The 25,834-nt window shown below is 54.8% G+C and carries 16 protein-coding genes; 12 read left to right on the top strand and 4 right to left on the bottom strand.

Going from position 1 to position 25,834, the window contains the following annotated elements; all coding sequences use genetic code 11:
* Positions 1 to 178: 178 nt before the first annotated feature.
* The 3 genes from ACK4HN_RS09130 to ACK4HN_RS09140 all read left to right on the top strand — a co-directional run bounded on the left by ACK4HN_RS09130 (position 179) and on the right by ACK4HN_RS09140 (position 4,268).
* A complete protein-coding gene (locus tag ACK4HN_RS09130) occupies positions 179 to 706 on the top strand; it encodes a GNAT family N-acetyltransferase (RefSeq protein WP_409877541.1) in 528 nt (175 codons plus the stop codon).
* Positions 672 to 2,045 (top strand): D-alanyl-D-alanine carboxypeptidase/D-alanyl-D-alanine-endopeptidase, encoded by a 1,374-nt coding sequence (gene dacB / locus ACK4HN_RS09135; RefSeq protein ID WP_409877542.1) that lies wholly within the window; start codon positions 672 to 674, stop codon positions 2,043 to 2,045. Before ACK4HN_RS09130 ends, dacB begins: the two co-directional genes overlap by 35 nt.
* 486 nt (positions 2,046 to 2,531) lie before the next feature.
* Positions 2,532 to 4,268 (top strand): diflavin flavoprotein, encoded by a 1,737-nt coding sequence (locus ACK4HN_RS09140; protein WP_409877543.1) that lies wholly within the window; start codon positions 2,532 to 2,534, stop codon positions 4,266 to 4,268.
* A gap of 25 nt (positions 4,269 to 4,293) precedes the next feature.
* On the opposite strand, the gene ACK4HN_RS09145 is transcribed toward ACK4HN_RS09140, so the two are convergent.
* The 4 genes from ACK4HN_RS09145 to gyrA all read right to left on the bottom strand — a co-directional run bounded on the left by ACK4HN_RS09145 (position 4,294) and on the right by gyrA (position 9,552).
* Positions 4,294 to 4,743, bottom strand: a complete 450-nt coding sequence (locus ACK4HN_RS09145) for a hemerythrin family protein (protein WP_409877545.1) — start codon at positions 4,741 to 4,743, stop codon at positions 4,294 to 4,296.
* 120 nt (positions 4,744 to 4,863) lie between these two features.
* Positions 4,864 to 5,946, bottom strand: a complete 1,083-nt coding sequence (locus ACK4HN_RS09150) for a class I SAM-dependent methyltransferase (protein ID WP_409877546.1) — start codon at positions 5,944 to 5,946, stop codon at positions 4,864 to 4,866.
* 62 nt (positions 5,947 to 6,008) lie between these two features.
* Positions 6,009 to 6,998, bottom strand: a complete 990-nt coding sequence (gene hpnA / locus ACK4HN_RS09155; protein ID WP_409877547.1) for a hopanoid-associated sugar epimerase — start codon at positions 6,996 to 6,998, stop codon at positions 6,009 to 6,011.
* Positions 6,999 to 7,005: 7 nt separating this feature from the next.
* Complete coding sequence (gene gyrA, locus ACK4HN_RS09160; RefSeq protein WP_409877548.1) at positions 7,006 to 9,552, bottom strand: DNA gyrase subunit A; 2,547 nt, start codon at positions 9,550 to 9,552, stop codon at positions 7,006 to 7,008.
* Between the two features lie 308 nt (positions 9,553 to 9,860).
* Here gyrA and ACK4HN_RS09165 point away from each other — a divergent pair, with 308 nt between their 5' ends.
* From ACK4HN_RS09165 to ACK4HN_RS09205, 9 genes are all read left to right on the top strand, one after another.
* Entirely contained in the window at positions 9,861 to 10,523 is a 663-nt protein-coding gene (locus ACK4HN_RS09165; protein WP_409877549.1) for an SAM-dependent DNA methyltransferase, read from the top strand.
* Positions 10,510 to 11,694, top strand: coding sequence for a DarT ssDNA thymidine ADP-ribosyltransferase family protein (locus tag ACK4HN_RS09170; protein WP_409877551.1), 1,185 nt, complete (start codon positions 10,510 to 10,512; stop codon positions 11,692 to 11,694). Before ACK4HN_RS09165 ends, ACK4HN_RS09170 begins: the two co-directional genes overlap by 14 nt.
* Before the next feature lie 3 nt (positions 11,695 to 11,697).
* Positions 11,698 to 13,299, top strand: a complete 1,602-nt coding sequence (locus tag ACK4HN_RS09175; protein ID WP_409877552.1) for an Eco57I restriction-modification methylase domain-containing protein — start codon at positions 11,698 to 11,700, stop codon at positions 13,297 to 13,299.
* A 302-nt stretch (positions 13,300 to 13,601) separates the two neighbouring features.
* A complete protein-coding gene (locus tag ACK4HN_RS09180) occupies positions 13,602 to 13,955 on the top strand; it encodes a GIY-YIG nuclease family protein (RefSeq protein ID WP_409877553.1) in 354 nt (117 codons plus the stop codon).
* 136 nt (positions 13,956 to 14,091) lie between these two features.
* The gene (locus ACK4HN_RS09185) at positions 14,092 to 16,605 is read left to right on the top strand and encodes a GIY-YIG nuclease family protein (protein WP_409877554.1); all 2,514 of its coding nucleotides are present in this window, start codon (positions 14,092 to 14,094) and stop codon (positions 16,603 to 16,605) included.
* A 257-nt stretch (positions 16,606 to 16,862) separates the two neighbouring features.
* A complete protein-coding gene (locus tag ACK4HN_RS09190; protein WP_409869587.1) occupies positions 16,863 to 21,488 on the top strand; it encodes a glutamate synthase-related protein in 4,626 nt (1,541 codons plus the stop codon).
* A 51-nt stretch (positions 21,489 to 21,539) separates the two neighbouring features.
* Positions 21,540 to 24,725, top strand: coding sequence for an ATP-binding protein (locus ACK4HN_RS09195; RefSeq protein WP_409869585.1), 3,186 nt, complete (start codon positions 21,540 to 21,542; stop codon positions 24,723 to 24,725).
* On the top strand, positions 24,725 to 25,159 hold the full coding sequence (ureE, locus tag ACK4HN_RS09200; RefSeq protein ID WP_409869583.1) for an urease accessory protein UreE: 435 nt from the start codon (positions 24,725 to 24,727) through the stop codon (positions 25,157 to 25,159). Before ACK4HN_RS09195 ends, ureE begins: the two co-directional genes overlap by 1 nt.
* Positions 25,149 to 25,826, top strand: a complete 678-nt coding sequence (locus ACK4HN_RS09205) for an urease accessory protein UreF (RefSeq protein ID WP_409869581.1) — start codon at positions 25,149 to 25,151, stop codon at positions 25,824 to 25,826. Before ureE ends, ACK4HN_RS09205 begins: the two co-directional genes overlap by 11 nt.
* Positions 25,827 to 25,834: the final 8 nt, after the last annotated feature.

A 25,834-nucleotide genomic window follows, 5' to 3' on the forward strand; every position in this document is an offset into this window, starting at 1 on the left:
GTTCCTTAGTTCGGCACCTTTTCCTATAGTAGGCTGAGGATCAAGGGAGTAGTGGCGACAGAATTTAACAAAAATAAACCAAAAAAGATTAAAACAAGATAAAAACAGTAGCAAAACGATCTTGCGAGCCTGACTCTGAATCGCTAGAGTGGCAATATCTTGCTGGAGGCAGCCGTCCTTGAGTGCATTTTTTCTTCGCTATGGGGATTGTGGGGTGCGCCATTGGTGCGATCGCGATCGGGCAGCGGTCATCCAACTCATTGCCAGTGTTTTGAGCGAGTTTGGTCTTCCTTGGCAGCCCGAAGGCGCTGATGCCGATGTCGTGCACGTGGAGAACTATTACCATCGGCGTGGCGGACAGTTTTGGGTGGTGGAGCAAGCGGGTGAGGTGGTGGGCACGATTGGCTTCTATCCTATTCAGCGGGGCGAAGCGGCAGTAGAAATTCGCAAAATGTATCTTCATCCGCGTGTGCGCGGTCGCGGCTTGGGCACCTTCCTTTTGCGCCATCTGGAGGCCGCCATTCAAGCTGCCGGCTACCGCAAAATCTGGATTGAAACCGCCTCAATTATGACGGCGGCAGTGCATCTGTACGAGAAGTCGGACTATCAACCGGCCAGCGGTGTGGAAACGCAGCGCTGCGATCGCGTCTATGTCAAGGATTTAGTGCCCCATGGCATGGCTTCGATGGCTTCTGCCCCCTGCTAGTCTGATTGTCCTGCTGGTTTCACCTGCCGCCTTTGGTCTCTGCCACCAAGACTTAGCTCGTGCCCTGCAACAGGAAATCCAAAGTCCCCAATGGCAACGCGGTCAGTGGGGCATCGTAGTGCGGGATTTAACCACGGGGGATCTTCTCTACGACTACCAAGGGGAAAAGCTCTTTTGGGTGGCCTCTAATGTCAAGCTCACGACCGTCGCTGCTGCCCTCGACTATTGGGGAGTGAATCATACATTTGTGACCACCCTCAGTGCGCGATCGCCTGACCGAACAACAGTGCGCCTTCAGGGTAGTTTTGACCCCAGTTTCAGCAGTCAAGACCTACAAAAAATGGCCGTGAATCTTGCCCAACAGGGGATTCGCCAGATTCCAGTCTTAGAAATTGGCGGTGTGACGCCGGTCACCATTGAACCCACGTGGGCGATCGAGGATCTGAGGATGGGCGACGCGGCGGTGGTTACGCGCTTGAGTGTCAATCAAAATGCCCTGAACTTAGAGGTGGTGCCCCAGCAGTTGGGTCAACCCTTGGCGCTACGTCAGCCAGCAGCTAATTTTCGAGTGGTGAATGAGACCCGTACCGTGGTTCCCTCTGAACCGGAGTTTCTCGAAAGTGAGGTGCGCGGCCAGCAGATCATTGTGCGGGGTCAACTCCATGGGGGCAGTGAGCCAGCAGAAATGCGCATTCCCCTTAGTGAGCCGATCCCCTATCTGCAACAGCAGGTGCAGCGTGCCTTTGCCCAAGCGGGGATTCAAGTGCAGCAGATTCGCTTTGTGGAGACAGCAGAGCCGTTACCCAAGGTATTGGTGCGCCATGCCTCACCCCCCCTTAGAGAGTTGATCTTGCCCATTCTCCAAGAGAGTGACAACTTTTATGCGGAAATGCTCCTTGCGGCGCTGGAAGCAGCACAACCCGGCTATCGCCAACAATACCTGCAGCGCCTTGGCATTCAGGACGCTATCTTGGTGGATGGTTCAGGTCTCTCGCGCCAGAATTGGTTGACTCCCAAGGATTTGGTCACGCTGTTGCAACAGATGGCGCGCAGCCCTCATGCCTCGCTGTGGTGGCGATCGCTCCCCTTGGCCGGGCGATCGGGAACGTTACGCCAGCGGTTGCGCAATACAGCAGCTCAAGATCGCGTCTGGGCAAAAACGGGTACCCTCAAAGGCGTCGTGGCTTTGGCGGGCTATGTAACCCCAGTACAGGAGCGCCCATTGGTATTTAGCATCGTTCTCAACCAAGCAGGGACGACTACGCCGCAATTGCGCTCAGGAGTGGATCGGATTGTGGTGCTACTAGCTGAACTACAGGCCTGCGATCGCTCAGGATAAAAACTTGATGAAAACTTTCTCCTCAAATGGGAGCATAGCTAGAGGATGCAGTTCTTCACGGCTTTGAACGTGTGCAATCCCTAGGAAAGGGTCTCTACTTGCAGACTCAGGATAGCTACCTTCCTCAGGCTCTCAACTCCTCAAATGACTGATTGATTCTGCTTATAGAGTTATAAAGGAAATAGAAAAATAATAACGCTGAATTTTTGCATTCTCTGGGATTGGAGAGTACCTTGCTTTTCTGCTCCCTAGCCTTTGCCGTATTCCTTTTTTGTTTGTGAAAAGGCTGGATTGAGGAAATCATTCTAGAGTTCTCATGTGACAATAATTGTACTGCTGAAATAATCAGCAAACAAACAATAACGGCCAAAGTAAAAGCTTATAGCTACTATTCCCTAGACTATAAATTACGTTATAGTGGCAGTACTCTTTCAAGGGTTTCGACAGTAATGCCGCAGTCCTAGAGAACGATTCAGGAGGTGTCCCATGCCCACGGAAACCCGTCCCCGTGATGTTCAAGTGGCCGAAATTGCGCCTGGAGTTTTGGTCTTGCGATCGCGCACGTGGGAACGGCTGAAGTTTGAAGTGGAGTACGGCCGGCAACAGGGAACCACCTCCAATTCCTACCTTATCCAAGCCCCTCAGCCCGCGCTTCTAGACCCGCCGGGGGAATCCTTTACCCAGATTTATTTGCAAGAACTCCAGCGGCACATTGATCTGAGTCAACTGCGGTACCTGATTCTCAGTCATGTCAACTCCAACCGTCTGGCGACCGTCAAGGTTTTGCTAGAAAAAGCGCCCCAGATCATTATCGTCTGCTCTAAGGCAGGGGCAGTAACACTGCGCTCTACCCTTGGTGAGCAGTTGAGTCTCTGGATTCCCCGCGGGGAAACACCCCTAGAGTTGGGGGGCAATCGCCGTCTGGAATTTATTGCCGCTGCTACCCCCCGCTGGCCCGATGGCCTGATCACCATTGATCGGCAAAATCAGATTGTCTTCACCGATAAGCTGTTTGGTGCCCATGTCTGTAGTGATAGCCTCTACGATGAGCAGTGGAAAAAACTCGATGCGGATCGCGCCTACTACTTTGAATGTTTGCATGCGGCACAAACCCGCCAAGTGGAAGGTATTTTGGATCGCTTGGCCGAACTGACACCGCCCCCCCGCCTCTATGCCCCTGCCCACGGCCCGATGGTGAAGTTTAGCCGTAGCCGCCTCTTTCAGGACTATCGCGACTGGTGCCAAGCCCAAAGGGAGCAGGAAACCAAGGTAACGCTGTTTTACACCTCTGCCTATGGCAACACGGCAATTCTGGCCAATGCGATCGCCCAAGGGCTGATAGCAGCCGGCGTTCAAGTGGCAACCGTGAACTGTGAAACGACGCCTCCAGCGGAAATGCAGGCTCTAATCCACAGCAGCGACGGTTTTATTATTGGCTCCCCCACCCTAGGAGGGCACATGCCAACCCAGGTGCAGACCGCTTTGGGGTTCATCTTGGCCGAGGGCAGCAAAACCAAACTGGCGGGAGTTTTTGGCTCCTATGGCTGGAGCGGCGAGGCCATTGATGACATTGAGCAAAAACTCCTCGATGCGGGCTATACCCTTGGCTTTGAAACGCTGCGGGTGAAGTTCACCCCCACGGCAAGCGATCTTGAAAAATGTCAAATTGCTGCCAATGAGTTTGCCCAAGCCCTGAAGAAACTGCGCAAGAGCCGTACCGTCCGCCCGCCTAGTCTGGTGGAAGCACAGGTGGATCGCACTGAGCAAGCCGTCAACCGCGTCGTGGGTTCCCTGTGTGTTCTGACGACCCTCCCTGAAGGCTGTTTTCACCTCACCCAAGCGGCGGCGATTTTGGTGTCGTCCGTCTCCCAAGCCTCGTTTCATCCCCCCGGTGTCACGGTGTCCTTGCCGCAGGAATGGGCAGAAAGCCTCTGCCTAGTGGGCGATCGCTTTGTCTTAAATATCCTCAAGGAGGGCAGTCCCCTGGTTCGCCAATTTCAGCAGGCACAACGCCTTGGGGAGCAGCAGTTGGCCACCCTTGGCCTCAAAAGCGCTGAATGCGGTGCCCCCATTTTGCTCGATGCCTTGGCCTATTTGGAGTGCACCGTGGAGTCACGTATGCAGTGTGGGAATCACTGGCTGATCTATGCCGTAGTTGAGAGTGGGGAGTTGCTACAAACCAGTGGCCTCACAGCCATCCAACATCGCAAAACCAGCAGTTAGCCCTGAGATTTAGAGTACATTCTCATTAGAATACATTCTCAGCGGTCAATTCAGCCGCCTGTTGCTGGGCTAGCTCCTCGGGATGGGCAAGGAGGGAGAGCATCGGCAGATCCTCTTCGCGAATATGGCGCACCACCAGGGCACCAATCGTCTCAATGGTCTCTGGCGTCAGGTTTTCGGGATGCCTTTGCCCATTCTCGAGTACTAAACTCAAATCCCGCAGCAGATTTTGGTGGGCGGCGCGATGCGATAGATAAAGGGGATGGTTGGCAGCAGCCATGAGGGTTTCTTCATGCTGAAAGTGGCGCTCCGTTTCCGTAGCACAGGCAAGTAACTGTGGCTTGACTTGGGAAAATGTTGCCCCTTCAAGGATCGCTAAGCGTAACTGTTGTAACATCTCCAGCAGTGCCTGATGTTCCTGATCGATTTCCGCCCAGCCAGAAACAAACGCCGTTTGCCATGCCAGCTCTTCCATCGTTTAGCCCTCCAACCCGCAACAGGGAAAAAGGTTTTGACGTACCGCCTTCAGCCTAGCAGCCCCCCCACCCCATCAGGTAGGCACCGTTACAAAGCGTAGTGGACTGGCGCTTTTTGACTAAGAAGGTTTAACCGCCACCCAATACTTGCTCATAAAGTGGTGCTGAATCTCTTTGACCACCAAGCCCGCCTTTTCTAAGCGAATGTTCAGATCATCTTCGATGTAGTTGCGGTAGAAGGGTTCGTGGAACAGGTTGGCAAAGTTTTCCATCATCGGTCGCTGCGCCGGGGAATCTAGGGCTTGAATCGAATCACAGATGACAAAGACACCCCCCGGCTGAAGAACGCGGGCGCATTCATTCATCACGTTTTGGCGCACGGGGGCGGGCAGTTCATGGAAGAGAAAGACGCAGGTGAGGGCGCTAAAGTAGTTGTCCACGTAGGGAAGGCTCTCGGCATTCCCTTGAATCAGTTGTGGCAGATCACCGGTTTGGGTGGCGAGAAGGGAGTTGGCCTTACGCAAATAGGTGGGCGACAGATCAATGCCAAAGAGTGCCGCTCCCGGGAAGCCATAGCGCAGTTGTTTTAGGGTGCGACCGGTGCCACAGGCAACATCGAGAATGCGTACAGGTGGCGTAGGAGGATGGGTGACAAAATGTTGGGCAATGGGGGCAATGACGCGCCGCCGCATTGCATCTGCCGTACCGCCAAAGAGCAGTTCCACTTGCACATCGTAAAGGTTGGCGGAGGTTTCACTGAGGTAGCCGTCGGTTTGGTAGTGGAAGTTTTGGCGATAGTACTGCGGATAGTCCTCAAGGCGCACGTCCTTAGGAAAGTCTTGAAAGCGGCGCGATCGCGCCCGCTGCCACATGTGCGGTAAATCTAGCCACAGTACTGGATAAAAGCGCAAAAACTCTTCCCAAGGGGCATCAAAGAGGAGTGTGGGGGGATACAAGCCAGCCGCCGCATCCTGCCAATCCTGCTGGAGCAGGGCTTCGTACCGTTCCTTGATCCATGCCTGCAACTCAGGGCTAAGGGGTTGCGTCCGCTCTTCGGTGGGAAAGAGGGTATTCAAAAGACGCGCACTCAGAGTTTTGTGGGCGATCGCAAACATGTTTTTGCCCCATTGCAGGGCTTGATAGCCGCGATGCAGCATCTCTTCCCCAAAGGGCAATTCAGAGACAAAGGGCGCAACCAGCATAGCTCTTAACTAAACTTCACAATTTCCCTTCCTCACTATATCGCATCACTACATCGCAAAGCCTAGGGGCAGTAGCCCCGTTCGCGGTACCAAGTCACAGCGTCGCGGAGGGCTTCCTCAATCGGCGTCTGGGGCAGCCCCAATTCGGTGACGGCCTTGCGGGCATCGTAAAACATTTTTTGCTTTGCCATGCGCACCCCATCGAGGGGAATCGCCGGCCGTTTCCCCAAAGCCCCCAGCACCACCTCATCAAACCACGCCACCATGAGGGGAATCACCACGGGAATTTCCCCCAGCGGGCGCGGCAGGCCAGTGAGGGTGGCTAAGCGTTCAAGAATTTCTGCGAGGGTTAGGTTTTGGTGGCCAAGGATGTAACGTTCGCCGCTTCTGCCTTTTTCCAAGGCCAGAAGATGACCCATTGCCACATCGCGTACATGGATTAAGTTCAACCCTGTATTGACGTAAAAGGGCATCTGGCGCCGTAAAAAGCGCAGGATGATCTCGCCGGTGGGGGTGGGCTTGGCGTCCCAAGGGCCAATGGGGGTACTGGGATTGACAATCACAATATCCTGCCCTTGACGGATCGCCTCGTAAGCCACCTGCTCTGCCCAGTACTTGGAGCGCTTGTACTCACTAATCAGCTTTTCGGGGGGGCTTTGGTAGGCTTCGGTGGTGGGTTGACCACTGGGATCCACACCAATGGCGGCCACGGAACTGGTGTAAACGGTGCGCTCAATACCTGCCTCACGGGCAGCGGCCAAGATGCGGCGGGTACCCTCCACATTGACGGCATAGAGGAGAGGGCGATCGCGCCGCCAGAGACTGTAATGAGCCGCCACATGAAATAGCACTTGACACCCCTGCATCAGCGCAGCCAAGTCACTGCTGCGCAGATCCCCCTGTACCAACTCCACATCCCACGCTTTGAGATGGGCTGCCTGCTGCGGTTGCCGCACAAGGGCACGGACACGATACCCCCTGTCTGCAAGAACCTGCGCCACATGGGTGCCGACAAAGCCACTGGCTCCCGTGAGAAAGACCGTGGTGCTCAATCCTCCTTCAATCCTCCTCTGCCTCCATGCTGCCGGGAGGCAAGATGGCTGCTGTGACAATCACATCGTCCTCATCGAGGCGTTGCAGACGGACGCCCGTGGCCGATCGCGACTGGGAGGAAATATCCATGACTTTTTGGCGAATAACAATACCGCGACTGGTCACAATCATCAATTCGTCCTCGGCATTGACAATCCGCAGGGTGGCCAGTTGATCGGGATTGCCTTTGGCTTTGAATTTGGTGGCGGTAATGCCCATGCCAGCACGGTTTTGCAGCCGAAACTGGTGCACGGGCACCCGCTTGCCGTAGCCATTGGTGGTGATTACCAGTACCCAAGGGCCTTCACTTTGGGTGACTGTTTCCTCAGGGTGATCCTCTTCAGAGAGAGAGGCAAAGCGGTTAGCGATCGCCCCCGGCAGGATATCCATGCCCACCAGTTCATCCCCCGGCCGCAGATTCATGGCCTTGACACCGCGGGTTGCCCGTCCCAGGGGGCGCAGTTGATCGTGACTGGCGCGAAAATGAATGGCCATGCCCTGCCGCGAGCCGATGATAATCGTATCCTCTTCGCGGGTACGCCGCACCCAGCGCAGTTGATCCCCCTCTTCCAGGGAAATGGCAATCAGGCCATTGGTGCGGATATTACTAAAGGCCGACAGGGCGGTCTTTTTAATAAAGCCCTTGCGGGTGAGCATCACCAGATACTCATCTTCACTAAATTCTTGAACGGCAATGACGGAAGTAATTTTTTCCTCGCGGGGGATGGGCAGCAGTTGAACAATGGGGGTGCCCCGTGCCTGGCGCGAGCCAGTGGGGATTTGGTAGGCAAACAAGGCATAGACTAACCCGCGATCGCTAAAGAAGAGAATGCGATCGTGATCATTGCAGCTAAAGAAATGCTCAACGGCATCATCTTCTTTAATCTCTGCGCCTTTGCGCCCCCGCCCATCGCGACTTTGGGCTTCAAAGGTATCTACGGGCATTCGCTTGATGTAGCCCTGCTGCGTGACAAGAATCACGGATTTGTTATTGGCAATGAGATCGGTGTCGCTAATTTCCCCTTCCGCCTGCACAATGCGCGATCGCCGGGGGGTGGCAAACTTGGCCTTGAGTTCTGTGACTTCCTTTTCAATCATCGCCAGTACCCGCTGCCGATTGGCCAAAATATCGCGATAGTCCGCAATTTGCCGCTGTAGCTCGGCATGCTCCCGCTCAATTTTTTCCGCCTCTAGGGCAGTGAGGCGGCGCAGTTGCATCTGTAAAATGGCATCGGCTTGGGCTTCGCTGAGGGCATAGGTCTGCATCAATTGCTGGCGGGCAAGGGTTGTGTCACTGGCGCTGCGGATGAGTTGAATGACTGCCTCTAGGTGGGCCAGGGCCACCAGCAGCCCCTGAAGCAGGTGCTCCCGTTCTTCGGCTTTGCGCAGGGCATAGCGGGTACGGCGGGCGATCGCCTCTTCCCGAAAACTGAGGAAGATTTCTAAACTGCGCTTGAGGGTCAGGAGTTGCGGCTTGCCGTTGACGATCGCCAGCATGTTAGCCCCAAAATTCACCTGGAGGGGGGTTTGCTTGTAGAGATTGTTGAGCACCACCCGCGGGTAGGCATCCCGCTTGAGTTCAATCACCACCCGAATTCCCTCGCGATCGCTTTCATCCCGCAGGTCGGCAATGCCCTCAATTTTTTTCTCGTTGACCAACTCGGCAATTTTCTCCATGAGAGCCGCTTTGTTGGTTTGGTAGGGTAACTCGGTAATGACAATGGCCTCGCGCGGTTGGCGACCCGGCGCTTCAAGGGTTTCAATGGTGGCCACTGCCCGCAGCGTAATTGAGCCACGCCCGCTGGTGTAGGCCTCTTCAATCCCCCCTTGGCCAAGGATGTGCCCTCCTGTGGGGAAATCGGGCCCTGGAATATAGCGCATTAGCTCGCGATCGCTAATCTGGGGGTTATGGATGAGGGCCACCAGCCCATCCACCAGTTCCCCCAAGTTATGGGGCGGGATATTTGTAGCCATCCCCACGGCAATCCCAGAGGTGCCATTGAGCAGTAACTGGGGAATCCGTGCCGGTAAAACTAAGGGTTCCTGCTGTGAGCCGTCAAAGTTATCCACAAAGTCAACGGTTTCCTGCTCAATGTCCTGCAACAGGGCCTCTGTGGCCAGAGCTTGCAGCCGACACTCGGTGTAGCGCATCGCTGCCGGCGGATCGTTGTCAATGGAGCCAAAGTTGCCATGGCCTTCAATCAGGGGGTGCCGCATCGAAAAGTCCTGCGCCATGCGCACAAGGGCATCATAGACCGCCGCATCGCCGTGGGGGTGGTATTTCCCTAGGACTTCGCCCACCACGCGGGCACATTTGCGGAAGGGGCGATCGCTGGTCAGCCCCAACTCGTACATGGCATAGAGAATCCGGCGGTGCACGGGTTTGAGACCATCGCGGGCATCGGGAAGGGCACGCCCGACAATGACGCTCATGGCATATTCAAGGTATGAGCGCGAAACTTCCTCCCGCAGCTCCGTGGGAATGATCCGAAAAGACTCAGCAGCAAAGCTCATGGACAGGCCTTAACCAACGAATGAATTTGACAATTTTGTCGTTTAGCTTGAAGCCTTTATGATACCATGCCAGCCTAGCTGCTCCCTCTTGCCCCCTGCGTCACAGGGACTCTTGTTTACCAAAAAAATTGACAACTACTTTTGTAGTATGCTGACAGTCAGCGCAGTAACGACCCCAGGACAGGGGAGAAGCGGCCAGCCCTGACTGCCAACGGCGAACAACGGCGAATAAGTGAGACAAGACTCATCGGCAAGGGGATAATGAGTTTTGTGAAACTCTCCCTCAAGCCCCCAGGAAACACCCAACAATGCCCCTAGACCCCCACATCAAATCCAAACAGCGCGTTGCCGACTATGGGGAAGTGCTGACTCCCCCCCACATCGTGACGGCAATGCTTGATTTAGTTCAACAGGAAACCGAGCGGATTGATTCGCGGTTTCTGGAACCCGCCTGCGGCACGGGGAATTTTCTCACCGAAGTCTTGCGGCGCAAGTTGGAGGTGGTAAAGAGGCGCTACGCCAAACACCAACCGGACTATGAGCGCTATGCCGTGCTGGCTGTCTCTTCGCTCTACGGCATTGACATCTTGGCCGATAATGCCGAAGAATGCCGCCGGCGGCTTTACGAGATGTTCGATGAGGCGTACACCGCCCTCTTTGGTGACAAAGCCAAAGCCGCCTGCCGCGCCACGGTGCGCTATATCCTCAGCCACAACATCGTCCACGGCGACGCGCTCTCGCTCCAGACCGTCGGCGAACATCCGCAGCCGATTGTCTTCCCTGAGTGGTCGCTGGTGAATGGCAGCTTGCTCAAACGGCGTGACTTTGCTTTCCACGAGATGGTGCAGCAGGCGTCCATGCGCGAACTGCCCCTGTTTTCGGATTTGGGCGAGGAGGTCTTTATCCCCGAACCTATCAAGGAATACCCACCGGTGCATTTTCTGGAGATTGGAGAAGATGAGCAGGTCTAGGCGCATCGTTAAGAGTCTCTTCTACATCACGCACATCAACAATCTCCCGTCTTTCTTTCAACACGGAATTCTTTCCCACCAGCAGGTCACGGAGCGCGGCATCCAATTCACACCCATTTATAACGCGGAGATTGTCGCTAACCGCGAAACCCGCCTGACTCCCGACAAAAAAAGCCTGTGGGGATATGCCAATCTGTATTTTCAGCCGCGCAACCCCATGCTTTACAAAGCGTTGAGCGAAACCGATAAAAAAGACGTGGTGATTTTGGGAATTAAGCCGCAGGTTTTAGATTTCAAAGGCGCGTTCATCGCTTTGGGCAACGCGGCGCACTCGCTCACAATGCTGACGGACGTAAAAACCGGGCTGAAAGCTATCAGCGGCGAGTATTGGAACATCCTCAACAGCGACTGGTGGAAGACCGAAGACGGCAGCAAGCGCAAAATTATGGCGGAATGTCTCATCCCGAACAGCGTGCCGCCCGCCGCGATTCATTCCGTCTATGTCGCCAGCCAAGCTGTGGCGGAACGAGTCCGCCCCCTGTTGAGCGGATTGCCGTTTCCGGTCGAAGTGGTTGTTGAACCGCACATGTTCTTCCAGCCGCGCCGTCGTGGCGCAATCACCGACAGGCTGTTTTGGATAGACGGTGATATATTTTTCTCCCAAATGCAAACTATAACAGTTAGCGTCAACACAGTAGGCGTGATGGGCAAGGGATTGGCTTCGCGCGCCAAATATCAGTTCCCCGATATGTATGTGGTCTATCAGGACGTGTGCCGCGATAAACGGCTGGCGATGGGCAAGCCCTACCTGTACAAGCGCGAAGCCTCGCTGGACAGCGACCTTGCCGATGAGCCCTTCAGCCTGCCCAACCTGAACGCCAACAAATGGTTTTTGCTCTTCCCGACCAAAAATCACTGGAAGGAAGCCTCCGACCCTGCTGGAATTGAAAAAGGCTTACGGTGGCTGTTGGCAAACTATCAAACCGAAGGGATTCAATCTCTCGCCGTTCCCGCGCTGGGCTGCGGATTAGGCGGTTTGGATTGGAAGGAGATGGGACCGCTGATGTGCCGTTATTTTTCCAAAATGGAGATTCAAGTCTCCATTTACCTGCCGCAGGAACAGAACATCCCGCCCGAATATTTGACCAGAGCCTTCTTGTTGGGAAAATAACCCATGCTGACCCCAAACTACAACCCTGATGTGCTCTCCTGCCTAGCCAACCTCTCCAGCGACGAGGTCTTTACCCCGCCGGCGCTGGCCAACCAGATGCTCGACCTGCTGCCCGCCGACCTGTGGCGCGACCCGAATGCCCGCTTCCTCGACCCGTGCTGCAAATCGGGCGTCTTTTTGCGCGAAATCGCCCGCCGTCTCAACAAAGGGTTAGAAAATCAAATTCCCGACCGGCAGGAACGCATCAACCATATCATGACACGGCAACTCTTTGGCATCGCTATCACCGAACTCACCGCGCTGATGTCCCGCCGCTCGCTGTATTGTTCCAAGACTGCCAACGGCCAGTACTCCATCTGCACGGCGTTTGACACGCCCGAGGGCAATATCCGCTACCGCCGCATCGAGCATAGTTGGAAAGACGGGCGTTGCGTATTTTGCGGGGCTAGCCAAGCCAACTACGACCGCGGCCCAGAACTGGAAACCCACGCCTACGAGTTCATCCATACTGACAACCCTCTTTGTCTTTTCGACAAACCAAGTGAGCAATGTCATTTCGACGAACGAAGTGAGGAGAAATCTGTGAAATTCGACGTCATCATCGGCAATCCGCCGTATCAGCTAAGTGATGGGGGATTCGGTAAAAGCGCCACGCCCATCTACAACCGATTTGTACAACAAGCCAAGAAACTCAATCCGCGATACTTGGTCATGATTATCCCGTCACGATGGTTCGGTGGAGGCAAAGGTCTCGATAGTTTCAGAAAAGAAATGCTGGGAGATGACCGCCTTCGTAAGCTGGTGGATTTTGAAGATGCCTCCGAGGTCTTTCCCGGTGTGGATATTGCGGGCGGTGTGTGCTATTTCCTTTGGGAACGCGATCGGCGCGGGTTGTGTGAGGTGACCAATGTCAGTAAAGGACAAAGCGTTAACACAGAGCGGAAGCTGGACGAGTTTCCAACTTTTATTCGCCACAGCCAAGCGGTGTCCATCGTGCGCAAGGTGCTAGCGAGAAAAGAACGGAGCATGAGCGAGCAGGTGTCTGCATCAAAGCCCTTTGGTTTGCGAACTTTTGTTAGACCGCAACCATCCGGCGACCTCATCCTGCGCTGGCAGAACGGTGAAGGCCCCTATCGGAGAAAAGATATTACTGTTGGTGTTGAAATGATTGACAAGTGGAAGGTAATCACATCGTACGTTGGCTATGATCATGCCGGTAATCCTGGAACGGATGGCAGGCGTCGGGTCTTTTCAAAGATAGACATTTTGCCGCCCGGCTCTATCTGTACTGAAACTTATCTCGTAATCGGAGCCTACGACTCTATGCAAGAGGCTTCAAATCTTGTGGCGTATATGAAAACTAGGTTTTTCCGTTTTCTGGTGTCTCAATTCATGTATTCTCATCACATTACGAAGGATAGTTATGCCTTTGTACCAATCCTAAACATGAATACTCGATGGACTGATGAGAAGCTCTATGAACGCTACGGTTTATCGCCAGAAGAGATTGCTTTCATCGAGTCAAAAATCCGCCCGATGGACAACGGCGCGGCTGCCGAACCCGACGCCGAATACGAACCCAACGGAGATTCCGACGATGAGTGAGTTCTTTCCACCGCGCCTAAACCATCCCTGGCATTTCGCCCGTCCGTCATTTCGAGCCTGCGGAGCAGGCGAGAAATCCTGTCCCCAAGGCGTAAGGTTTCTCGCGGCTTCGCCGCTCGCAATGACAGTGGTGGCTTCGCCGCTCGCAATGACAGTGGCCCGTCCGTCATTTCGAGCCTGCGGAGCAGGTGAGAAATCCTGTCCCCAAGGCGCAAGATTTCTCGCTTCGCTCGAAATGACAGTCACGGCTGCGCCGCTCAAAATGACACGGTCAAGCCGCTTTGCGGCGAAGGAGAAACCCTATGAAAGAACGCAACTTCTACGTTTACATTCTTACTAATTGGAACAACAAGGTCATGTATGTTGGTATGACCAACAATCTTGAACGCAGGATGTATGAACACAAGAACAAATTGGTGGATGGCTTCACTAAAAAGTACAACGTAAACAAGCTGGTGTATTACGAGCATGTGACGGATGTCCGCGCTGCTATTGCTAGAGAAAAGGAAATCAAAAAGTGGCGGCGTGAGAAAAAGAATAGATTGGTTATGACCATGAATCCTGAATGGAAAGACTTGAGTTTGGAATGGGATGTCATTTCGACGAGCGCTAGCGAGGATGTCATTTCGACGAGCGCTAGCGAGGAGAAATCTTAAACCTGACTGAAGATTTCTCGCTTCGCTCAAAATGACAACATTCGCTCGAAATGACGACAGGGGTCTGATGTGACAACAGGTATAAGGAAGGAATGATAAAGCTTTTTAATGCCACAAGCATAGGAAAGAAAGGCACATGACAAACGACTTCTTCCCCCGTCGCCCCAAGGTCACGCCCAAAATCTACGCCTACGAAGACACGCATCCGCAGTACAAGGGCTTGCTCAAGGTGGGCTACACCACCAAGAGTGTGCAAGAGCGAGTAGCGGCGCAGTATCCGACGTTGCGCCCCGGCCCGCTGCCCTACCGCATTGTGCTGGAGGAAGACGCCATCTGCAACGATGGCACGACCTTTACAGACCACGATGTGCACCGCATGCTGCGCATCAACGGTATCAAGCAGGCAGGCGGCGAGTGGTTCCGCTGCACGGTGGAGCAGGTCAAGGCGGCGATCAACGCCGTGCGCACGGGGCAACTGCTGGAAGAACAGCGCAGTCAGGATTTTGGCTTGCGTCCCGAGCAGGAAGCCGCCATCCAGAAGACCATGACCTACTTCCAGAGCTATCGCCGCGAAAACGGCAAGCCGCCGCACTTTTTGTGGAACTGCAAGATGCGCTTTGGCAAGACCTTTGCTGCCTATCAATTGGCCAAGCGCATGAACTGGCGCAAGGTGCTAGTGCTTACGTTTAAGCCAGCGGTACAGAGCGCTTGGGAAGAAGACCTGCGCACGCATGTAGATTTTGAGGGCTGGCAGTTCATCAAGCCCGGCGGCCCCGTCACCTGGCAGACGGCGGACAAAACCAAGCCCATCGTCTGCTTCGGCTCGTTTCAGGACTACCTGGGCCGCAATCCCTCCACCGGCGGTATCAAGACCAAGAATGAATGGGTGCACGCCACCCACTGGGATTGCGTCATCTTCGACGAATACCACTACGGCGCCTGGCGCGAGAAGGCCAAAGACCTTTTTGAGGACGATAGAGAGCGTCGAGCCGCCGAAGGCGAGGCCATGGACTACTTCGACGAAGAGATCCTGCCCATCACCTCAGACCACTACCTATATCTTTCCGGCACGCCCTTCCGCGCCATTGCCAGCGGTGAGTTCATCGAGGAGCAGATCTACAACTGGACCTACTCCGACGAGCAGCGCGCCAAAGCCGAATGGGACGATACAAAAGGGCTTAACCCCTACGCCGCCCTGCCGCGCATGGTGCTAATGACCTACCAGTTGCCCGAAGACATTCGACAGGTAGCCCTGCAAGGCGAGTTCAACGAGTTCGACCTCAATGTGTTCTTTTCCGCTGAGGGCGTCGGGGACAAGGCAAAATTCAAATACGAGAACGAGGTGCAAAAGTGGCTGGATTTAATTCGCGGCGCTTATCTTCCAGCTAGCCTTGACGATCTAAAACTGGGGCGCGATCGCCGTCCGCCCCTGCCGTTTTCGGATGTGCGTCTGCTTGCGGTGCTTTCGCACACCTTGTGGTTTCTGCCCAGCGTGGCCGCCTGTTACGCCATGCGCAACCTGCTGGCGAAGGGGCAGAACAAGTTCTATCACCACTACACGGTGATTGTCGCCGCCGGTGCGTCGGCCGGCATCGGCCCCAAAGCCCTGCCGCCTGTACTGGAGGCAATGGGCAATCCCCTGAAAACAAAGACCATCACCCTCACCTGCGGCAAACTGACCACCGGCGTTACCGTGCGCCCTTGGTCGGGAATTTTCATGCTGCGCAATACGTCTAGCCCCGAAACCTATTTTCAGGCCGCCTTCCGTGTGCAAAGCCCTTGGACACTCACCAACCCCGACGGCTGCTCCCCCAACGAGGAACTGATTCTCAAGCCGGAGTGCTACGTCTTTGACTTTGCCCCTGACCGTGCCCTGCGCCAGATTGCCGATTACAGCACCCGCCTCAACGTCAACGAAGACGATCCGGAGAAGAAGGTTGAAGAATTCATCCGTTTCTTGCCGGTGCTGGCCTACGATGGCAGTTCGATGCGCCAAATTGATGCCGCCGGTGTGCTGGAGATGGCCATGAGCGGCACCACTGCCACCCTGCTGGCGCGGCGCTGGGAGAGCGCCCTGCTGGTCAATGTGGATAACGATACCCTGCGGCGATTGATGGCCAATGAGCAGGCGATGCGGGCGCTGATGAACATCGAAGGCTTCCGCAATCTGAACCAAGACATCGAGACCATCATCAACAAATCTGAGGCGGTCAAAAAGGCCAAGCGCGAAGCCAACGACCGCGAACTCTCCCGTAAGGAGAAGCGGCAACTCACCGAAGAAGAAAGAGAATTCAAAAGCAAGCGCAAGGAAATTCAGGAAAAACTCATCAAGTTTGCCACGCGCATCCCCATCTTTCTCTATCTCACCGATTACCGGGAGCGCACACTGCGCGATGTGATTACCCAACTCGAACCAGAGTTGTTTAAGCGTGTAACCGGCATTACCCAGCAAGATTTTGAGCTACTCGTCAGCCTAGGGGTTTTCAATAGTGCCTTGATGAACGACGCCGTGTACAAGTTCAAGCGCTACGAGGATCCTAGCCTAGCTTACATGGGAATTAACCGTCATGAAGGTGAAAGCGTTGGTCTTTACGACACAGTGCTACGGCCAGAGGAGTATCAAGTGATTCATGCTGTCTCGCCAAGCTGAGATTGCGCTTAGGCGCCTCCCCTCTCTCAAGAATGAGCAAACCTTAACAATCTCTGGGGTTAGCGTTTCTGGATGCGAGGGAAAGCCTCTATAATAGCGAGAGACCCTATACGTTGATTCACTGCCAGCACTTCCCAATCTCTATACTGTCGCCTTGGCTCCCAGCTCAGAGTCGCGGCGTTTTTCAGTCACTGGAGCGGGTTGCTGTTGCCAAGACAACGTTTTAAGCCCTCAGTTGATTAAGTGTCTTTAGACCCATGCAACAATCCGCCTTTTCTTCCCCCGTGCGTCAAGTTGGTTACCTTGGACAGCCTTGGCTTGTGGCTGAGCGGGATGCCTGTGGTGTGGGCTTTGTGGCCCATCGTAAAGGCGTGGCTAGTCACCGCATCTTGACCCAAGCCTTGGAGGGATTGACTTGCCTTGAACACCGCGGGGGCTGTAGTGCTGATCGCGACTCTGGGGATGGGGCTGGCATCATGACAGCGATTCCTTGGGAGTTGTTGCCGGAGTTTGGCATTCCGCGGCAGCGGATTGGGGTGGGGATGATCTTTTTGCCCCGGGGGGCGGCCACAGCAGCGGCCAAAGCCATTGTTGAAAAAGTTCTCAGTGATAATGAGCTGCGCCTGTTGGGATGGCGAGCCGTGCCCGTCAATCCAAGTGTCTTGGGAGTACAGGCAAGACAAAACCAGCCGCAGATTGAGCAGCTTTTTGTGGCTTCGAGCAAAGCCAGTGGTGATGAATTGGAGCGGCAGCTCTACTTGACCCGCAAGCGCATTGAGCGGGCGATCGCCCAAACCAAAGCGGATTGGCGCCAAGAATTCTACATCTGTTCTTTTTCCACCCGCACGATTGTCTACAAGGGCATGGTGCGATCGGTGGTGTTAGCTCAGTTTTACGACGATCTGCGCAATCCCAACTACGTCACCCCCTTTGCCCTCTACCACCGTCGCTTTAGCACCAACACCATGCCCAAGTGGCCCTTGGCGCAACCGATGCGCATGCTGGGGCACAACGGCGAAATCAATACCCTCTTGGGAAATATCAACTGGATGCGGGCACGGGCAGCCCAACTGAGCCATCCCTACTGGGGTGACAGCCTAGCGGATCTCATGCCCATCGTTGATGCTGAAAACAGTGACTCTGCCAATTTGGACAGCGTCCTTGAACTGCTGGTGCAATCGGGACGGCACCCGCTACAGGCCATGATGATGCTGATTCCCGAAGCCTATCAAAACCAGCCGGATTTGGCGGATCATCCAGAGGTGGTGGACTTCTACGAATACTACAGCGGTCTGCAGGAGGCTTGGGATGGTCCTGCCTTGGTGGCCTTTTCCGATGGCAAAATTGTTGGCGCTACCCTTGATCGCAACGGGCTTCGCCCCGCTCGCTATACCCTTACAAGGGATGATCTGGTGATTGTCTCTTCCGAGGCCGGCAGTATTCAAATTGATGAAGCCACGGTGATTGAAAAAGGTCGTTTAGGCCCCGGCCAGATGATTGCTGTTGACTTGGAGCACCAAGAACTCCTGACCAACTGGCATATCAAACAGCGGGTAGCGCAACAGCAGCCCTACGGGGAATGGCTGAAAACCTATCGCCAAGAACTTACGCCCCAACCCTACGGCGAAACCCTTACCCTCGAAAGCCAGACTTGCCTCCAACAGCAGATGGCCTTTGGCTTTAGCGCTGAAGACGTGGAGATGATCATTGAGGCCATGGCCAAGGACGGCAAGGAACCCACCTTCTGTATGGGGGATGATATTCCCTTGGCTGTTCTTTCCAGTCAGCCCCACCTCCTCTACGACTACTTCAAGCAGCGCTTTGCGCAAGTGACCAATCCCGCCATTGATCCCCTGCGGGAAAAACTCGTCATGTCACTGGTCACTCGCCTTGGTAAGCGGGGCAACTTGCTTATTGAGCGTCCTGAGGATGCGCGCCTGTTGCAGCTGAACTCTCCCCTGATCAATGAGGCAGAGCTAGAGGAAATTCTCAGAGCGCCCTTTGGCACGACCCGCCTTTCCACACAGTTTGCTATTGCAGAAGGCCCGGCGGGGTTGGAGGCCGCTGTGAATCGCCTTTGTGAACAGGCTGCTGCCGCTGTCAAAGGCGGTGCGGAAATCCTCGTGCTCAGCGATCGCCATGATCTGGCGGGGGAACTTCATTTTCTTGATGCTGACACCTCCTATATCCCGCCCCTATTGGCAGTAGGCGCAGTTCACCACCATTTGATTGCCCAGGGCATTCGCCGTCGCGTCTCCCTTGTGGTGGAAACCGCCCAATGCTGGAGTACCCATCACTTTGCCTGCCTGATTGGCTATGGCGCTGGGGCAGTGTGTCCATACTTAACATGGGAAACCATTCGTCAGTGGTGGCATAGCGATCGCACCCAGAGCCTGATGGCCAAGGGGAAACTCCCACAACTCACTCTGCAACAGGTGCAGGCCAACTACCGCAAAGCCGTAGAAGACGGACTTTTGAAAATCCTCTCCAAGATGGGGATTTCCTTGATTGCCAGCTATCGCGGCGCCCAAATTTTTGAGGCCATTGGCATTGGCGATGATTTGCTCAACAAGGCCTTCATCGGCACCACATCGCGGGTGGGCGGCCTGACCCTCAAGGATCTTGCCCAAGAAACAATTGCTTTTCATCAAAAGGCCTTCCCCGAACTCACCGCCAAGAAACTGGAGAACTTTGGCTTCATCCAATTTCGCCCTGGTGGCGAGTATCACATGAACAATCCAGAGATGGCCAAAGCCCTCCACAAGGCGGTCAGCAGCAACAGCTACGACCACTACGAAGTCTATCGTCGCCAGTTACGGCAGCGCGTGCCCACGGCACTGCGGGATTTATTGGAGTTTAAGAGCGATCGCCCCAGTATTCCCATTGAGGAGGTGGAGCCTGCCAGTGAAATTGTCAAACGCTTCTGTACCGGCGGCATGTCCTTGGGTGCCCTTTCGCGGGAAGCCCATGAAGTGCTGGCGATCGCCATGAACCGTCTTGGTGCCAAATCCAACTCCGGCGAGGGGGGCGAAGATCCGATTCGCTTCCAAGTGCTCACGGATGTGGATGCCGAGGGACGCTCTCCCCAATTTCCCCATCTGCGGGGCTTGCGCAACGGCGACACCGCCAGTTCAGCCATCAAGCAGGTGGCCTCCGGTCGCTTTGGGGTGACCCCTGAGTATTTAATTAATGCCCAGCAAATTGAAATCAAGATTGCCCAAGGCGCCAAACCGGGGGAAGGCGGTCAACTGCCAGGCACGAAAGTCAGCCCCTACATTGCCATGCTGCGGCGCTCTAAGCCGGGGGTGTCGCTCATTTCCCCGCCGCCCCACCACGACATCTATTCCATTGAGGATTTGGCACAACTCATCTTTGACCTGCACCAGATCAATCCCCAAGCCCAAGTCTCTGTGAAACTGGTGGCAGAAATTGGCATCGGTACGATTGCCGCTGGGGTGGCCAAAGCCAATGCGGATGTGATTCAAATTTCTGGTCATGATGGGGGCACCGGTGCTTCACCCCTGAGTTCGATTAAGCATGCTGGCAGCCCGTGGGAGTTGGGGTTGACGGAGGTTCACCGTGTGCTCTTGGAAAATCAACTGCGCGATCGCGTGATTCTGCGCGTAGATGGGGGCCTCAAGTGTGGCTGGGATGTGGTCATGGGGGCACTAATGGGCGCCGAGGAATTTGGCTTTGGCTCAGTGGCCATGATTGCCGAGGGCTGCATCATGGCGCGCATTTGCCACACCAACAACTGCCCGGTGGGTGTGGCCACCCAAAAAGAGGAACTGCGTCAGCGTTTCCCCGGTATCCCTGAGCATGTGGTGAACTTCTTCCTCTTTATTGCTGAGGAGGTGCGCTCCATTCTCGCCAAACTGGGCTACCGCAGCCTCAATGAGATTATTGGCCGCGCGGATCTGCTGGTGCCGCGGCAGGATGTCAGCCTGACGAAAACTGCCCCCCTCAATCTGGATTGCCTAACCAAGTTGCCGGATACGCGCAGCGATCGCCAGTGGTTGCAGCACGAAACCGTTCACAGTAACGGAGCCGTTCTGGACGATGAAATTTTGGCACGCCCAGAGGTGCAAGCTGCCATTGAGAAGCAGCAAACCGTTGAACTAGAGCTGCCCATTGTCAACACCGATCGCACCGTCGGGGCACGCATTGCCGGTGCCATTGCCAAAAAGTATGGCAACACCGGTTTTGAAGGTCAGATCACCCTCAACTTCCAAGGCAGTGCTGGCCAGAGCTTTGGCGCCTTCAACCTGCCGGGGATGATCCTCAACCTCACAGGCGAAGCCAATGACTATGTTGGCAAAGGCATGCACGGTGGTGAAATCATTATCAAACCCCCTGCCAATGCCCCCTATGCAGCGGCGGACAATGTGATTATCGGCAACACCTGTCTCTATGGCGCCACGGGTGGGTTCCTCTTTGCCAATGGCCGAGCGGGTGAGCGATTTGCCGTCCGCAACTCCAAGGCTTTTGCCGTTGTTGAAGGCACAGGGGATCACTGCTGCGAATACATGACGGGTGGAGTGGTCGTGGTCTTGGGCACCACGGGTCGCAATGTGGGTGCCGGGATGACCGGTGGCTTGGCCTACATCTTGGATGAAGCTGGTAACTTCCCCGCCAAGGTGAATCCCGAAATTGTGAAACTGCAGCGGGTCACCTCTGCGGTTGGAGCGGCTCAGCTGAAGCAACTCATTACAGCTCACCACGAGCGCACAGGGAGTGCCAAGGCCGCAATGATTCTGGAGCAGTGGGAGCGCTATTTACCCCTCTTCTGGCAGGTGGTGCCGCCTTCGGAAGCCAATACTCCGGAAGTGGTGGGTGAAGTGGCCACTGACAGCGACAGCAAAGTGCTGAGTCCCCTTTCCTAGAGGGAAGATTGGCCTTTTTAGGCCGCCTAAAGCCTACGGAGGGCGATCGCCATGCTGAGCAAGCTATCCTTTCGCCATAAGCTCTTGCTGGGGACGCTCCTACCAATTGTTGTCATCTACACAGGCCTGTTTTTCTACATTCGCGGGCGGGTGATTCGCCGCAGTACCGCTGACTATCAAGAGTGGCAGCAGGCCATGGTGTTCCTCTATGCAACTCAATTTGATGACAACCTAGAGCAGATGGCAGAGCTGGCAACCGCCAGTGCCCATGCCCTAGAGACTTTCCCGATGGCCAGTGAGCAGCAACTGTATTCATTTCTGCGCCGCAATGTGGAAATGAATAATCTGGCCTATGGGGTGGCGATCGCCTTTACCCCCTACAGCTTTTCCCCCCGCAAACGGCTCTTTGCCCCCTACGTTTATAAAAACAACGGCACATTCGTCCAAAAAGACACAGGTCGCCTCTACGACTACACGCAACCCAGATGGGACTGGTATAGTGAGACGATCCGCACTGGCCAACCCCGCTGGAGTGACCCCTACTTTGATGAGGGGGCAGGGGATGTCTGGATGGTTACGTATTCCGTTCCCTTTCACCGTCAGGGGAAAGTGCGGGGGGTGGCCACCGTGGATGTGGCGCTGGAGACACTGCAAAGACAAATCGATATCCACCAAGGTCTGAAGGAGGAGCAATTTTTTGTTTTGGATCGCAAGGGACGGATTATCTTTCACGGCGATCCTCAGTTTATTGGCCAGTCCATTTTCTACATTGCCAAGGAAGAAAATCGCCGTGATCTGGAGGCCCTAGGCAAAGCCATGATCAGCGGCCAAAGGGGGCATCGTTGGATGACGGATTGGACTTCTCAGGAGCGGCAATGGGTCTTTTACACCCCGATTTCCCAAACCGGCTGGAGTCTGGCGATTCGCCTGAATGAAGCTACCCTTTTGGCCTTTATCCACGAAGAAACGCGGGCGGGACTGCTCGTTCTCGTGGTCTCTTTCTGTCTGATTAGTCTGGTGACTTGGGGAGTCACAGGCTACATGGTGCGCCCAATTCAAAAGTTGGATGCGGCAGCCCACAAAATTGCAGCGGGTGACCTAGCCATTGAAGGGGATGTGGACACCCACAGCCAAGATGAAGTGGGGAACTTGGGACGAACCTTTCTCAATATGGCGGGCCAGCTCCAAGAGAGTTTTGCTGAACTCCATCGCTTTAATCAACGCCTCGAAGAGGAAGTGACGCACCGTACTGCGGCCCTTGAGGCCGCCAATCAACAACTGCTCGAAAAAGAACGGGTACTCCATGACCACAATGTAGCCTTGGTGCAACTAAGCCAATCTCCCCATGTGCAGCAGGGGCACTTTCGCATGGCGTTGCAGGAGATTATTCAAGTAACAGCAACAACCCTACGTGTGCAGCGGGCTTCAGCGTGGGAACTCTTGGGCGATCGCCTCAAGTGTGTTGTGCAGTATGACCCTGCTGCCAATAACCCTGTCCAGCCCACGTACCTCACCCAGCCCCCCTATCCGGAGTACCTGAAACGACTGCGTACGGGGGAACCCCTTGTGGTCAATGATTTACTCACGGATCCCCGCACCCACGAACTGCGGGAGTATGCCAAACTCCAGCGGGTGTATTCCCGCATTGATGCGCCGATCATCTTCAACGGCCAATTATTGGGGGTGATCTGTGTTGAGAGTATTGGCGAGCATCGGGTTTGGCTGGTGGAGGAACGCAGTTTTGTCTCCAATGTGGCGGATATCGTCACAATTGCCCTTGCGGCCCATCAACGCCATCAAGCAGAGCGGGAGCTAATCAAGGCCAAGGAAGCCGCAGAAGCCGCTAACAAAGCCAAAAGTATTTTCCTTGCCAATATGAGCCATGAGCTGCGCACCCCCCTCAATGCCATTCTTGGCTTTAGTCAAATTTTGCTCAGCGATCGCACCCTTGCACCGCAGCATCGGCAAACTCTTGAAAAGATTAACCGCAGCGGTGAACACCTTTTGGGTTTGATTAACGATGTCCTTGACATGGCCAAAATTGAAGCTGGGCGCATCACACTTCAGGAAACCACTTTTGATCTGCGGCGCATGCTGCAAACCCTCGAAGAAATGCTCAAGGTGCGAGCTGAAGCCAAGGGCTTGCGTCTGGTCTTTGATTTGCCTGCCAATCTGCCGGTGGCCGTTACCACCGATGAAATGAAGCTGCGCCAAGTGCTAGTAAACCTCTTGGGCAATGGCATTAAATTCACGCAAAAGGGGAGCGTCTCCCTTAAGGTCAGCTATAAAGCCCAAGAACCGCCGCGACTGGCCTTTGAAGTCAGCGATACGGGTATTGGCATGACGCCACAGGAGTTGAAAATGCTCTTTCAGCCCTTTGTGCAAACCGATAGTAGTAAAAAAGTCAGCGAAGGCACCGGTCTGGGGTTGGCCATTAGTCGCCAGTTTGTGCAATTAATGGGGGGCGATATTCAGGTACAGAGCATCAAGGGGCAGGGAAGTCACTTTTACTTTGAGATCACCATTGGCCTTGGGGATCCCCAAGAGCTTCGGGAGGAAAGGGTACAAACTGTTGTGGGCCTGCGATCGCCCACCTCAGAAGTCCGCATTCTGGTGGTGGATGATCTTCCCGAAAACCGCCAACTCCTGACTCAGCTCCTAGAACCCGTGGGCTTTCGCTGTCGAGAAGCCAGCAATGGTCAAGAGGCAGTGGAGATCTGGCGAGAATGGCAACCCCATGCCATTCTCATGGATATTCGCATGCCCGTGATGGATGGCAAAACGGCAACGCGACAGATCAAAAAAGAAATGGGCGATCGCCTGCGACGCGGCGAAGCGGTTTGTCCCCCCAAAATTCTTGCGGTGACCGCCAGTAGCTTTGAGCAGGACAAGCTAGAACTCCTCAACCTTGGTTGTGATGACTACATTGCCAAGCCCTTCCGTCCGCAAACGATTTTTGAACGACTGGCCGCCCAGTTAAACCTAGAGTATGCCTACGAGGATGCTCCGCCCTCCCCAGTTTCCCCTCGTCCGCAGGTGCTGAATCCAGACGCCCTAATGGTGATGCCGCGCCCTTGGATTGCTGAACTTCAAGAGGCCGCCAAAAAGCTCAATGCTAAGCGCATTCGCGAACTGATTGCTGAAATCCCCCCTGAGGAAGCGGCCTTGATTGAGGGGCTTCAGCAACTGGTGAAAACATTCCGCTTTGATAAAATTGTCCAATTAACGCTTGTCTAATGCTTACACTGACGCAACTTTGCTCCACAATTTTGGAAAATGCCCGTCAGTTTCACCTCTCATTGACTGCAGAGGAACGCTGCCGCAGTCGTCTCCATTGCCACAGTGATGAGGGAGAATCCCTCTATTTGAAGTTGCCCCGTGGCATCACCCTACAGCCGGGCGATCGCCTTCAGAACGAGGAAGGCACCGTGATGGTCATGGTTCAGGCTAAAGCCGAACCGACGCTAAAGGTGATGGCCGCCACTCCCCTTGGCCTTCTACAGGCGGCTTACCATCTCGGAAATCGCCATGTTCCCTTGGAAATTCACACCGATTATCTCCGCTTGGGTGCGGATGCGGTATTGCAAACCCTGCTGGAACAGCGCGGCTTGAAGGTGACCTTTGAAGTGGCTCCCTTTTGTCCTGAACGCGGTGCCTACCATGCTCACTGATGCCGCCCTATTAACCCTACTCCAGTGGGTGAGTCCCGCTTTGCCCATTGGTGGCTTTAACTACTCCGAGGGCTTGGAAACCTTGATTGCCCAAGGCAAAATTACTTCAGCAGCAGCGGTACAGGACTGGTTGGCCTTTGAATTGGCCTTTGGCAGTGCCCAGTTGGAGACGGCCGTGATGGTGCGGGTTTATCGGGCGATCGCCAAGGGTGATTTTGAGGCTGTTCACCGGTGGAATGCGTGGCTCTCGGCTGCCCGCGAAAGTGCTGAACTGCGTGCCCAAAATTGGCAAATGGGAACGGCGTTGATTAGCCTCGTTGCTGCCCTTGATCGCCTCCCCCCAGAACTGCAGACGAGTCAGCCCTACCCGTGGAACGTCAGTGTCGCCTTTTGCATTGCCGCTGCCCTTGCCGATATTCCCCTAGAAACAGCCCTTTTAGGCTATCTCCACAGTTGGGTTAGTATGCTGATCAATGCAGCCGTGAAACTGATTCCCCTTGGTCAAACGGCAGGTCAAGTGCTCCTGTGTCAACTTCAGCCCCATATCCAAGAGACGGTGCAGCAGAGCTTAAATGTAACTGCCAATAACTTAGAAAGCTGTACCTTGGGCTTAGCCCTTGCCAGTATGCAGCATGAAACACTCTACTGCCGGCTATTTCGTAGTTAATCCTGCCT

The organism is Thermosynechococcus sp. (assembly GCF_046299655.1).
Lineage (GTDB): Bacteria > Cyanobacteriota > Cyanobacteriia > Thermosynechococcales > Thermosynechococcaceae > Thermosynechococcus.